General features: G+C 68.6%; 8 protein-coding genes. 5 read left to right on the top strand and 3 right to left on the bottom strand.

Going from position 1 to position 12,209, the window contains the following annotated elements:
• The first annotated feature begins 122 nt into the window (after positions 1 to 122).
• Both QE395_RS05040 and pilH read left to right on the top strand, forming a co-directional pair.
• Positions 123 to 1,118: a YhdH/YhfP family quinone oxidoreductase gene (locus QE395_RS05040; protein WP_249832932.1), complete on the top strand. Its 996-nt coding sequence runs from the start codon at positions 123 to 125 to the stop codon at positions 1,116 to 1,118.
• A gap of 89 nt (positions 1,119 to 1,207) precedes the next feature.
• A complete protein-coding gene (gene pilH / locus QE395_RS05035) occupies positions 1,208 to 1,591 on the top strand; it encodes a twitching motility response regulator PilH (protein WP_095364401.1) in 384 nt (127 codons plus the stop codon).
• A gap of 35 nt (positions 1,592 to 1,626) precedes the next feature.
• On the opposite strand, the gene QE395_RS05030 is transcribed toward pilH, so the two are convergent.
• Positions 1,627 to 2,526 carry a DnaJ C-terminal domain-containing protein gene (locus QE395_RS05030; RefSeq protein WP_095364400.1) on the bottom strand — a complete coding sequence of 300 codons (900 nt, stop codon included), beginning with the start codon at positions 2,524 to 2,526 and terminating at the stop codon, positions 1,627 to 1,629.
• Positions 2,527 to 2,748: 222 nt separating this feature from the next.
• On the opposite strand from QE395_RS05030, the gene QE395_RS05025 reads away from it, so the two are divergent.
• From QE395_RS05025 to QE395_RS05015, 3 genes are all read left to right on the top strand, one after another.
• The gene (locus tag QE395_RS05025) at positions 2,749 to 3,231 is read left to right on the top strand and encodes a peroxiredoxin (protein ID WP_249832933.1); all 483 of its coding nucleotides are present in this window, start codon (positions 2,749 to 2,751) and stop codon (positions 3,229 to 3,231) included.
• 33 nt (positions 3,232 to 3,264) lie between these two features.
• Complete coding sequence (locus QE395_RS05020) at positions 3,265 to 3,867, top strand: ferritin-like domain-containing protein (RefSeq protein WP_095364399.1); 603 nt, start codon at positions 3,265 to 3,267, stop codon at positions 3,865 to 3,867.
• Positions 3,868 to 3,997: 130 nt separating this feature from the next.
• Positions 3,998 to 4,789 (top strand): hypothetical protein, encoded by a 792-nt coding sequence (locus QE395_RS05015; RefSeq protein WP_249832934.1) that lies wholly within the window; start codon positions 3,998 to 4,000, stop codon positions 4,787 to 4,789.
• A gap of 3 nt (positions 4,790 to 4,792) precedes the next feature.
• On the opposite strand, the gene pbpC is transcribed toward QE395_RS05015, so the two are convergent.
• Both pbpC and QE395_RS05005 read right to left on the bottom strand, forming a co-directional pair.
• A complete protein-coding gene (gene pbpC / locus QE395_RS05010) occupies positions 4,793 to 7,108 on the bottom strand; it encodes a penicillin-binding protein 1C (protein ID WP_249834381.1) in 2,316 nt (771 codons plus the stop codon).
• 112 nt (positions 7,109 to 7,220) lie between these two features.
• Positions 7,221 to 12,146 carry an alpha-2-macroglobulin gene (locus QE395_RS05005; RefSeq protein WP_306987742.1) on the bottom strand — a complete coding sequence of 1,642 codons (4,926 nt, stop codon included), beginning with the start codon at positions 12,144 to 12,146 and terminating at the stop codon, positions 7,221 to 7,223.
• Positions 12,147 to 12,209 lie beyond the last annotated feature (63 nt).

The raw sequence follows: 12,209 nt of genomic DNA, 5'->3' as shown, positions 1-12,209 counted from the left end.
ACCGTTCAATCCTGTCCGATTCTACTAGATGGGGCTGACCGACAGGATTGGAAGGGGCAACCCGGCGCAGGTCGCGATTCATCACGGTAAGGTGGAGCCCCCCATTCTGCAGGGCCACCCCCATGGCGATCCCCGAGCGGTTCACCGCTTTCCGCATCCACCAGGACGAGCAGGGCCACCACAGCGGCCTGGAGCCGATCGGCCTGGCCCAGCTCAACCCGGGCGAGGTGGTGGTGCGCGCCGAATGGTCGTCGGTGAACTACAAGGATGCCCTGGCCGGCGCCGGCAAGGGGCGCATCCTGCGCCGCTTCCCGCTGGTGGGCGGGATCGACGTGGCCGGCACGGTGGTGGCCTCGGCCGACCCGGCCTGGCGCGAGGGCGATGCGGTGCTGGCCACCGGTTGCGGGCTCAGCGAGACCCGCGATGGCGGTTACAGCCAGTATGTCCGGCTGGCGTCCAGCGCGGTCATCGCACGCCCCGCCGGCCTGGGCGCGCGCGAAGCAATGGTGATCGGCACCGCCGGTTTCACCGCGGCGCTGGCCCTGCTGCGGATGCTCGACAACCGGCTCACCCCGGCCCACGGCCCGCTGGCGGTGACCGGTGCGACCGGCGGGGTCGGTTCGCTGGCGGTGGATATCTTCAGCCGGGCCGGGTTCGAGGTGCACGCGATCAGCGGCAAGGCCGACCAGGCCGATTACCTGCGGGGGCTGGGCGCGCGCGAGGTGCTGCCGCGCGACAGCCTGGCCACGGACAAGCCGATGGCGTCCGCCCGCTTCGGGGGTGGCCTGGACAATGCCGGCGGGCCGATGCTGGCCGGCCTGCTGGCCCAGACCGTGCCCTACGGCAGCGTGGTCAGCGCGGGCCTGGCCGCCAGCCCGGCGCTGGACATGACGGTGATGCCCTTCATCATCCGCGGCGTGTCGCTGCTGGGCGTGTCGTCGTCTTCGGCCCCGCGTGCGCTGCGCGAGCAGGTCTGGGAGCGACTGGGCGGCGACTGGAAGCCGCGCCACCTGGACGCGATCTGCACCGGCGAGATCGCCCTGGAGGCATTGCCGGCCGCGTTCGAGCGGATGCTGGCCGGCGGCGCGCTGGGCCGCACCGTGGTGCGGATCGACTGAGCGTTGCAGCTGGGCGACGGACGGCGCGGCGGACGCTTCTCTCTGACACGGGCGCGGCCCTACACTGCGGGCATCACTTGGGGAACAACATGGCACGCATTCTGATCGTCGACGATTCACAGTTGCAGCAGGTCGCAATCAAACGCATCGTCGAGAAGCTGGGTCACGAGACGTTGACCGCCGTGGATGGCGCCGACGGGGTGGAAGTGGCCAAGGCCGAGCTGCCCGACCTGGTCCTGATGGATGTGGTGATGCCCAACCTCAATGGGTTCCAGGCCACCCGCACGTTGGCGCGCGAACCCACCACCAAGCACATCCCAGTGATCCTGGTAACCACCAAGGACCAGGACACCGACCGCATGTGGGGCATGCGCCAGGGTGCCAAGGCCTACATCACCAAGCCGTTCTCCGAAGACGAGCTGTCCGAAGTGCTGGAACGGGTCTTCAGCGGGCAGCAGCCGCCTTCGGCATGATGTGAGTGCGTACCGACCAACGGTCGGTACGCCGGCTAGATCTTTTCGCCGAACGCCTTGGCCAACGCCTTGTAGGCCTTCTTCTGCGCCTCATCGGTCGGCGCCGGGGCGATGATCTCGATTTCCACGATCTGATCGCCGTCCGGATTGCCCGGCAGGCCGCGGCCACGCAGGCGCAGCTTGCGCCCGGCATCCGAGCCGGCCGGCACCTTCAGCTCCACGGCACCGCCCAGCGTGGGGACGCTGATCGACGTGCCCAGCGCGGCCTGCCACGGGGTGACATCCAGCGTGTACAGGATGTTGCGGCCGTCGACCTCGAACTGCGGATGCGCGGCGTATTCCACTTCCAGCAGCAGGTTGCCGCCGTTGGTGCCCTGCCCGGTCAGCCGGATCACCTGGCCCGGACGGATGCCCTTGGGCACGCGCACGTCCAGCTGCTTGCCGTTGACGGTGATGCGCAGGCTGTCACCGCCGTAGGCCGCTTCCAGCGGCACCGACAGCTTGGCGCGGGTGTCGCGGACCGCCTGCGGGCCGGCGCCGGCGCCGCCAAAGCCACTGGCGCGGCCAGCCCCGCCGCCGCCGCGCTGGCGGGCGAACAGGCTTTCGAAGAAGTCGCTGAAGCCACCGCCACCGGCGCCGCCGCCGAACACCTCCTCGAAGTCGAAGCCCTGCGCTCCGCCATAGTTCGGCGGTGCATGGAACTCCTCGCCCGGGCGGTAGCCCTGCGCCTTGAGCTGGTCGTAGGCCGCGCGCTTCTGCGGGTCGCGCAGCGCTTCATAGGCCTCGTTGACCGCCTTGAACTTCTCTTCCGCGCCGGTTTCCTTGCTCACGTCCGGGTGGTACTTGCGCGCCAGCCGGCGGTAGGCGGTCTTGATTTCCGCATCGCCCGCGCTGGGTTCCACGCCCAGGGTGGCGTAGTAATCCTTGAATTCCATCCATACACCTCGAATAAGTTCGGCCGCCCGCGCCGGCGGGCCCCGTCAGCGCAATTCTAGCGGCTGGCAGCCCGGCTGCCGTGATCGGGCGGATGATCCTGCGCCATGCGGTACGCACGAGTCCCGCTCATGCTCGATATGGGAATGAACAGGCGGCTTTCAACGTTTTGACGCCGCCCTCCCACGCCCCTCACTACGCTTGCCCATGAACCAGGAGCTCCCATGACCATCCACGTTGGCGACCGCATTCCCGAAGTCACCCTCAAGCGCATCCGCCAGGGCATGGAGACACTGGATACCCATGCCCTGTTCGACGGCCGCAAGGCGGTGCTGTTCGGCGTGCCCGGCGCCTTCACCCCGACCTGCTCGGCCCAGCACCTGCCCGGCTTCGTGGAGCACTTCGCCGCGTTCCGCCACCGCGGCATCGACGTGTTCTGCATGGCGGTCAACGACCCGTTCGTGATGAAGGCCTGGGGCGAAAGCCAGCAGGTCCCCGATGGGCTGCAGCTGCTGTCGGACGGCAACGGCGACTTCACCCGCGCGCTCGGACTGGAACTGGATGCCAGCAGCTCAGGCATGGGCATGCGTTCGCGCCGCTTCGCGCTGTATGTCGAAGACGGCGTGGTCCGCGAAATCTTCATCGAAGAACCCGGCAGGTTCGAGGTCTCTTCGGCGCAGTACGTGCTGGAGCACCTCCCCAGCTGATCCCCCTCCCGCAACAAAGGAACCCGGCCAGCCATGTCAAAGCCAGCCAAGCAGCACCCGAACCCCTCCTCCAACGAAAGCACGCCGCAGCCCGCCAGCCGTCCGCCGGGCATCAGCGACACGGCCACCCTGCGCGCCAAGGCCCGCAAGGACATCGAAGATGGCGCCATCACCGACAGCTACACCGCCGACCGCGAAGCGGTGATCAAGCTGCTCAACGATGCGCTTGCCACCGAATACGTGTGCGTGCTGCGCTACTACCGCCACTACTTCATGGCCAAGGGCATGCTGGCCGATGCGGTCAAGGGCGAATTCCTCGAGCACGCACAGCAGGAGCAGGCGCATGCCGGCAAGCTGGCCGAGCGCATCGTGCAGCTGGGCGGCGAACCCGACCTCAACCCCGACACGCTGACCCGACGCTCCCATGCCGAGTACAAGGAAGGCAAGGACCTTCGCGACATGGTCCGCGAGAACCTGATCGCCGAACGCATCGCCATCGACAGCTATCGGGAAATGATCAACTTCGTTGGCGACAAGGACACCACCACCAAGCGGATCCTTGAAGAGATCCTGGCCCAGGAAGAAGAGCACGCCGATGAGTTCGCCGATCTGCTGGAGGGCTGGATCGGCGAGTGAGCGCGGTACCGACCAACGGTCGGTACCTACCACCTGCGGACTTATGATCGGTACCGTGCAATGTGCCGGCGCAGCACTTGTCATGGCGGGGTGGTAAGGTCGGCGACGTCCTCCTTGCAAGGAATGCATCGTGACCATTGCCCGCCGCGCCGTCCCGCTTCTAGTTGCCCTGCTCGCTTCCGCCGGGGCCTTCGCGCAGCCTGCCCCCGCGGCGGGCGAGCGCTCGCCACCTTCACCGCACTGCCTGGATGCACGCGGTGTGCGCCAGGTCGAGCAGGCCAGCCCTGCGGCCATCGCCGTGCTGGGCGCCAATGGCCAGGCGTACCGGCTGGAGTTCACCGATGCCTGCCCCGGTGTCAACGAGGCCGAACAAGTCCGGCTGGACGCACCCGATGGCTGGGCGTGTGGCAGTCCCGGTGAGCGTCTGGTGGTCGACGGCCGCACCTGCGCGGTGGCGGCGGTCGGGCTGATGGACAACCGCAGCTTCGCCGAAGCCGCCCGCGAAAGCAGCCGTCAGTACGCGGCGAACCTGCCGACAGTCAATGTGACTGCCAGATCAGCGCGCAGCAACCGGGCCCAGGCCTTCCAGGGTTCTCCCGAGTTCTGCTTCGCCACCCGCAACGTGCGCGGCTGGAGCGAAGATCCCAAGGGCGTGGTGGTGGAAACCAATCCGAAGAAGAACGGCGGTCATCGCTACTACCACCTGGAGCTGGGCAGCAGCTGCAGCATCCTGGAGGGCGCCACCGCCGTGGACTTCCAGTCCGGTTTCCAGAACGGGTTGATCTGCGGCAACCCGGGCGACCGCATCGTCATGGCCGACAATGGCCTGGTCAACGATGGTGAGGGAGGCGATCAACGCGCCCATACCCCACGCTTCGCCCGCCCCGGCTGTTCGGTATTGGCCGTCTACCCCCGGGAATGACGGTTACCTAAGGATCCGGAACCGCACCTGGGTCCAGGCACCATCGGCGGCGAGAGCGGTGAGGGTGTGCTCGCCGGCTTCGTCGAAATCCCGCTGGAAGCTGCGCGCGCCTTCGCTGCGCGCAATCCAGCGGTCATCCAGCAGCCAGTCCACCGCGTGCTCACTGCCCAGCGCACGCAGCTGCAGGCGCACGCCGTGTTCGGCATTTGGCGCGCGTGCGAGCGTTGCGCGGTCGTTGAGACCCTCGATATGCAGGCTGCCTGCACTGCTGCGGCCATCATCGCGGCAATCCGGCGACAGCGCCGGCAGCTGCGCGGCCTGGCGCTGGGCCAGTGGCAACCACGGCGACACCAACGCCGGCCACCGTGCGATTTCACGGCGTTCGGCCGGGTGCGGTTCGCTGCATTCCGGTGACAGCCGCAGGCCGGTGCGGGCATCCACGTTGAATGCCTGCCGCCCCGCCTGCCACAGCCGCGCATCGCGTTCTGCGAAGGTGGGCGGCACCACATCATCGAGCAGGTAGGCCTGCAGGCGTCGCTGGCACAGTGCCGGCGGCGTGGCCTCGGCGCGTTCGCCGGTCGGCCAGCACACCTCGGCCTGGGTGACGTTGGCGGGCAGTGGCGCGGCGGCGGCGTCACCGCGCTGGCGTGGCAGGCTGTCCACCACTTCGAACATCAGCGGCAATGCGGTCACCGCGCCGTACTGGCCCGGCAACGGCGTGCCGTCCGGTCGCCCCACCCATACGCCCACGGTGTAGTGGCGGGTGGTGCCGATCGCCCAGGCATCGCGATAGCCGTAGCTGGTGCCGGTTTTCCAGGCCACGCGCGGGCGCCCGGTTACGTCGAACGTACCGGCGCCATAGCCCGGGCGCGGGTTGGATTCAAGTACTTCGCGGGTGATCCATGCGGCGCCCGGTGACATCAGCCGCCGTTCGATCACTGCATCACCGGGCGTGTAGCGCACGCGGCCGGCGATGCCGTTGCGGTTGAACGCGGCAAACGTGCCAACCAGATCCTCCAGCCGCGCACCGGTGCCGCCCAGGATCAGCGACAGGTTCGGCGCGCTGCCGTGCGGGAAGCGCAGGGTGATGCCGGCATGCGACAGGCGTGCGGCGAAACGCGCCGAGCCGACCCGGTCCAGCAGGTCCACCGCCGGTACGTTGAGCGACAACCGCAACGCGGTAGCGGCGCTCACCGGGCCATTGAACGCTGCATCGAAGTTGCCGGGGCGATACCCGGCAAAACTCTGCGGCGCATCGACCATCAGGCTTTCGGAATGGATCAGGCCGTCGTCGATGGCCATGCCATACAGGAACGGCTTGAGCGTGGAGCCAGGCGAACGCCAGGCCTGGACCATGTCCACGTGACCCAGCCGCTGTTTGTCACCGAACGCCACCGACCCGACGTAGGCACGCGCCTCCAGCGTGCGGTTGTCCACCACCAGCAGGGCCGCCGAGGTGCGTTCGGGCAGCTGCGAGAAATACGACGCCACGCGCTCTTCCAGGGTGCGCTGCAGCCCGCTGTCCAGCGTGCTCTGGATGCGCGCGGCGCGCGGCTGCGCGGCATGCAGGCGCTGTGCCAGCAGCGCCGCATGCAGCGGCGGCTGCAGCGCGCGGGTCACCACCGCTTCGATACGGGCGTCGTCCACTTCCTCGCGTGTCCATACCCCGAGCGCCACCATGCGCTCAAGCACCTTGTCGCGCGCAGCCTGTGCCGCCTCCGGGTGGCGGTCCGGGCGCAGCCGGCTGGGCGACTGCGGCAACACCGCCAGCAGCGCGGCTTCGGCATGCGACAGCTGCGCTGCCGGCTTGCCCAGATACGCCCAGCTGGCCGCTTCCACGCCTTCGATGGTGCCGCCGTAGGGTGCGCGCTCGAGGTACAACGCCAGGATCTGCGCCTTGTCCAGGTGCAGTTCCAGCTGCACCGCGCGCAGCAGTTGCTTGGCCTTTCCCCACGGGGTGCGCGTGTGCGGGTCGAGGATGCGGGCCACCTGCATGGTGAGGGTGGAGCCACCGGACACGATCCGCCGTTCCAGCAGCCACTGCTTGCCGGCGCGCAGCAGCGCCCAGGGGTTGACCCCGGGGTGGCGCCAGAACCAACGGTCTTCGTAGTTCAGCAGGGCCTGCAGGTACAGCGGCGACACGCTGCTGGCCGAGGCCGGATAGCGCCACACGCCATCGGTGTCGGCAAACGCGCGCAGCGGCGTGCCGTCGCCGGCCACCACCAGCGTGCTGGTATCGCGCTGCCGGGGCAACGGCGGCGGGAACGCCAGGTCCAGCACCAGCAGCAGAGCCAGCAGCGCGGCCGTGCCCCAGCGCATCACCGGCCACAGCCAGGGACGCCAGCGGTTCCAGTGCAGTCGGGAGCGAAGGGTCGTCATTGCAGTACGGCCGGCATCGCGGGCCCCGGCGTCGGCCGGGGCCCGCCCTTGGTCACGGCTGGACCACCGTCAGCGTGGTCGGGTTGCTGCGCCCCACCCCGCGCAGGTCGGGCCGGTACATGTCCTCGACCAGCGGCGGTGGCACCGTGTAGGTGCCGGGGGTGACCGCACGCACCAGGTAGAACACCTTGGCGGTGCTGCCGCGCGAGAGCTTGAGCGCGGCCACGTAGCGGTCGTCGCGGAACTCCTCATGGCGCAGCGTCGCCGCCTCGCCACGGTCTTCAACGCGCAGTCCATCGACCACCACGTCGGCCCACTGCTTGGCATCGCCCAGGTTGAAGTTCTCGATCTCCAGCCCGGCCGGCAGCAGGTCGGTCAGCAGCGCGTCGGGCATGTCCACGTTCGGGGTCACGCTGACCCGCACGATCAGTGCTTCGCCTTCCTTCAGCGCACGCGGGGTCCACGGCTTGCCGTCGGTGGTGAACCAGCTGCGTTCCACGCCGAGGGTGCGGCTGTCCGGTTCCGGCGCGGTGCGCGGAATGCCCGCCACTTCCAGGCTGGCGAACATCGGCGGCTCGCCCTTGGGGCTGAACCGCACGCCCTTGGCCAGTGAGGCGTAGTCGAAACTGCGGCCGAACATGCGGCGCGCGGCAATCGCTTCCACTTCGCCCCCGACGGCCAGCTCGCCGGATACCTGCCTGGTCTGGTTGGCCGCCAGCGCCTTGCCCAGGCGGGCGATGGCCACCTGTTCCTGCGTACTCAGCCACATCCAGCCGTTGTTGCGGCGGGCATCCAGCGCGCGGCCCAGTTCCACCGCGCGTGCGTCGTAGGCGGGCTTGGACAGCTTGCGCTCGTGCAGCAGCGCGATCATCAACGCATCGTCGCGCACCGCGCTGCCGTAATCGCCGAAGTACTGCGGGCGATCGCTGCTGGGCTTGGCGAAACCGGCCGCAATGGCTGCGTCACCCCGCTTGTGGTCGCCCTGCAGCGACAGCGCGATGCCCAGGTGGACCAGCGACAGCCCGGTCAGCGACTTGCTGCGTTCGTTGTCGTACAGCGCGCGCAGGGTACCCAGCGGGGCCCGGTTGACCCGCGCCAGCACGTAGCCCGAATACGCCTGGTTGGCGAATTTCAGGTTCTCGCGGCGGTCCTCGCCGTAGAACTGGTTGCCGCCGGACAGCAGGTCCTCGCTGAGCCGGTTGAGCGCCTTCTGCAGCACACCGTCGGGCACGGCGAAGCCGGCGTCCTTGGCGTCGAGCAGGAACTCGGCGATGTACGGGGTCAGCCACGGGTTGACGTAGCCGTCGTCGCCCCACATCGAGAAGTTGCCGTTGGCTACCTGCATCGACGCCAGGCGGCCGAACGCGCCTTCCATGCGTTCGCGGCGGGTCCTGGCATCCAGCCCATCGGCACCGAGCATGGCCGAGGTGGCTTCATCCAGCATCAGTGCGGCGTAGCCCTTGCTGGTGGTCTGCTCGGCGCAGCCATACGGATACTTCAGCGCACCGTCGAGCGCACTGGCGAAGGGAATCGGCGGCAGCGCGCTGACCAGCATGCGCGCGGTGACCGAATCGCTCATCAGGCCATCGGCCAGGCCGGCGCCCAGCTCCACGTCGGCCAGCGGGTCCAGCGTGCGGGTCTGCGCGCGCAGCACCTGCGGCCACGCCGCGCGTACCGGCAGGTCATAACGGCGGTCGACCTTGAAGCCGTTGCCTTCCACCCGCACCCGCACCTTGGCCACCGTGTAGCCCTCGCGCGCCACCAGCGGGAAGCTGAGCGTGCTCTTGGCATCGGCATTGAGCTTGAGCGCCCGGCTGGGCTCGCCGAGGGTCAGCGGGCCGATCCCATCGACCTGCACGTTGAACTCGCCCGGTTTGCCGGTGAAGTTCTGCACATCCAGGGTGACCGTGCTGCGGTCGCCCGGGGCCAGCACGCGCGGCATGCTGGCTTCAGCCAGGATCGGCGCACGCACCACGGTTTCCACGTCGCGCTTGCCGTACTGGTCATCGGCGTAGACCAGCGCGGAGACGCGCAGGGTGCCGTTGAAATCCGGCACCTTCAAGGCGATCCGGGCAATGCCCTTGGCATCCAGTTTCACCGGGCCGGAGAACAGGTCCACGGTCTGCACGCGCGCGGTGGGGCGCTTGGCCTGCGGCAACGCGGCCAGGGCCATGTCACCACCGAACTTCAGTTTGCCGCTGCTGCCATCGAAGCTTTCGATCACCCGGCTGTAGATGTCGTAAGCATCCACGCCAAGGCGACGCTGGGCGAAGAAGTGGCCGGCCGCATCGGGCACCGGGAAGCGGGTGATGTTGAGGATGCCCACGTCCACCGCCGAGACCGTGACATGCGCCAGCTTGCCCGCCAGCTGCGGCGCGCTCACCGTCACCGGCAGGGTCTGCTCCGGCCGCATCTGCTTGGGGGCGGACAGGCCGACCGCGATCTGGCGTGCCTTGCGGTCCATCGGCACGTGCACCACGCCGACCGCGCGGGCCGGGGTGATCTTGCTCGGCGCACTGCCACCGCGGAACACCAGCGCGGTGATGTAGACATCGTGGCGCTCCCACTCGGCGGTGACCGGAATGTCGAAGGTGCTGCCCGGCTTGGCGTCGATCTCCTGCACGTACAGCATCTTGTCGCTTTCAACCATCAGCAAGCCCTTGCCGGCGTGCGGCGGGGTGACGGTGACGCGGACCTTGTCGCCGGCCTTGTAGCCGGTCTTGTCCAGGCCCAGCTTGATCTTGTCCGGGCGTGCATCCAGGCCGCGGTTTTCGTCGTTCCAGCTCCAGCCGGCGTGGAACGGGTAACGGCTGGTCAGCCCGGTGGCCGGGTCGAACACATCCAGGCGGTACTCGCCCCATTCCACCGGGAAGTCCACGCCCACCGCCGCGCTGCCGGCGTCCAGGGTGCGGCTTTCCTTGTTTTCGAAGCGGCGGCTGAAGTCGTAATCCCAACGGTTGTCGTTGAAGGTCCAGTGGTAATCACGCAGCTCGCGCACCAGGGTGACCTTCAGGCCCTTGCCGGGCTGTGGCTTGCCGGCCGCATCCACGCGCAGGACTTCAAAGCGCGCGTTGCTGTTCGCATCGGCGCCGTCATCGGGGTTGAACAGCGGGCGCACGCCGACCAGCACCGGGGCCGGCCACAGCACCCGCTTCAGGGTGCGGCTGACCGTGCGCCCGCCGGTTTCATACACGCTGCCCGACAGCACCACCGCCACCGGCGCGCTGGCCTTGACCTCGGCCGGCAGCTCCACGTCCTGGCGCAGCGTGCCGTCGGCGGGGAACTCGGTATCGATCACATCGCGCGCCTCGCGCGGCAGCTCCAGGGTCGGGTCGCCGAAGAAGTAGCCCGGCAGCGAGTCCACCGGCGACTGCTCGGCCGCCACCGCCAGGCGCGCGGTGAAGCGGTTGCCATCGGCCGGCGCACCGTACAGGTAGGCCGCATCGGCCTGCAGCTTGAGCGGCTCGCCCGGTTTGAGGGTCTTCTGCGGGCTGTCCAGGTCCAGCTTCATGCGCTCGGGCAGGAACTCCTCGATGCGCAGGGTCATGCCCTGGATCGCCTCCTTGCTGGCCGGGTTGGTGCGGAACTCCACCTGCCAGCGCCCGGTCGGCGCTTCCACCGGGATGGTCTGTTCGAAGCTCAGGTAGCCCTGCTCGCCCGGTTGCAGGCGGGTTTCGCGGAAGGTCTTGCCGTCAGGCTGCTTCAGGCGCAGGAACACCGGCTGCCCGCCCTTGCCAGGGCCGCTGACCGGCTTACCGTCGTTGTCGCGCAGCAGCGCGGAAATGCGCACGGTTTCGCCGGGGCGGTACAGGTCGCGACCGGACCAGGCGAACACGTCGAACCACGCGTTGTCGCGGCCGGCCACGGCAAACTCGCTCAGGTCCAGCGCCGGCTGGTTGAACGGCAGCATCGAGGTATCCGCACCGCTGCTGGCAATCAGCACATGGCCCGCATCCAGGGTGTAGTTGAGCAGCGCGTTGCCGTTGCCGTCGGTACTGCCCTTGAGCACCACCTCGCCCTTCGCGTCGATGATGCGCAGGTCGATCTTCTTCAGCGCCGCGCCGCTCTGCAGCGAGGCGGTGTGCACGAACAGGGTGTCCTTGTAGGCGCGGGTGTGCAGGCCGATGTCGCTGACGGTGAAGAAGGCGGTGTCGAACTCGCTGTCGAACGAGCCGCTGCGCTTCATCACCGCGAAGTACAGGCCCGGCTCCTGCAGTTCCTTGATGTCCTGGGTGGGGAGGTAGGTCAGCACGCGCTCGTTCTGCTTGCCGCCCAGCACGAAGCGGTTGACGTAGACCGGCTCGGCCAGCTGCGACATCGGGGTCTTGTCGCCGTATTCGCTGTCCAGCTCCCAGCTGCCACGGCGGCCGCCGCGCTGGTACTGGCTGAAGAAGCTGGACAGTTCCTTGTCGCGCACGCGCAGGAACTCCACGTCCACTTCCTTCACGTTGACCGACACCACCGGCAGGCCGCGGCTTTCGCGCGCCGGCAGCACGCTGCCCTGCGAGGCGAAGCCGGCCACCGGCTTGAGCTCACCGCTGAAGACCTTCTGGCGCAGTTCCTTGCCGATCCGGCTGCCGTCGGCGGCCAGCAGGTCCGGCGAGACGATCAGGGTGTACTCCTTGGCCGCCTCGACGAACGGGTAGCGCAGGGTCTTGCCGTCGTCGGACAGGGTCCAGCTGCTGTCCTCGGTGCCGACCTTTTCGCCGAAGCGGACCAGTGTGTCGAAGTCCTGGGTGCCGACCAGCGGCCGCGAGAACTCGAGGGCCAGCGACAGACCATCACTCTTCTGGTCGGGGAAGGCGCGTACCAGGGTGAATTCGCTTACGGCTTCGGCCTTGGCGGCAATCGGCGCGCCCGACGGCGTCGGCAGCTGGCCGCTGTCGTTGCGCTTGCAGCCGCCGATCCCCAGTGCCAGGCCGGCGACCAGCGCCATCCCCAGGATTCCCTTCCAGCCCCACCGCCCGACCGTTGCCATATGTCGCTCCTTGAACAAGGGCTTCATTATGCACCCGGGCGTTACGGGCTGCCTGGACACGCA

Source organism: Stenotrophomonas sp. SORGH_AS_0282 (genome assembly GCF_030818125.1).
Lineage (GTDB): Bacteria > Pseudomonadota > Gammaproteobacteria > Xanthomonadales > Xanthomonadaceae > Stenotrophomonas > Stenotrophomonas rhizophila_A.
The sequence above is the reverse complement of the archived record's forward strand: the minus strand, read 5'-3'. Positions and strand labels throughout refer to the sequence as shown.

Excerpts from the sequence above, each read along its gene's own strand:
- QE395_RS05025 (WP_249832933.1), top strand. The coding sequence starts at position 2,749 with ATGACCATCCACGTTGGCGACCGCATTCCCGAAGTCACCCTCAAGCGC.
- pbpC (WP_249834381.1), bottom strand. The coding sequence starts at position 7,108 with ATGCGCTGGGGCACGGCCGCGCTGCTGGCTCTGCTGCTGGTGCTGGAC.
- QE395_RS05020 (WP_095364399.1), top strand. The coding sequence starts at position 3,265 with ATGTCAAAGCCAGCCAAGCAGCACCCGAACCCCTCCTCCAACGAAAGC.
- pilH (WP_095364401.1), top strand. The coding sequence starts at position 1,208 with ATGGCACGCATTCTGATCGTCGACGATTCACAGTTGCAGCAGGTCGCA.
- QE395_RS05040 (WP_249832932.1), top strand. The coding sequence starts at position 123 with ATGGCGATCCCCGAGCGGTTCACCGCTTTCCGCATCCACCAGGACGAG.
- QE395_RS05005 (WP_306987742.1), bottom strand. The coding sequence starts at position 12,146 with ATGGCAACGGTCGGGCGGTGGGGCTGGAAGGGAATCCTGGGGATGGCG.
- QE395_RS05030 (WP_095364400.1), bottom strand. The coding sequence starts at position 2,526 with ATGGAATTCAAGGATTACTACGCCACCCTGGGCGTGGAACCCAGCGCG.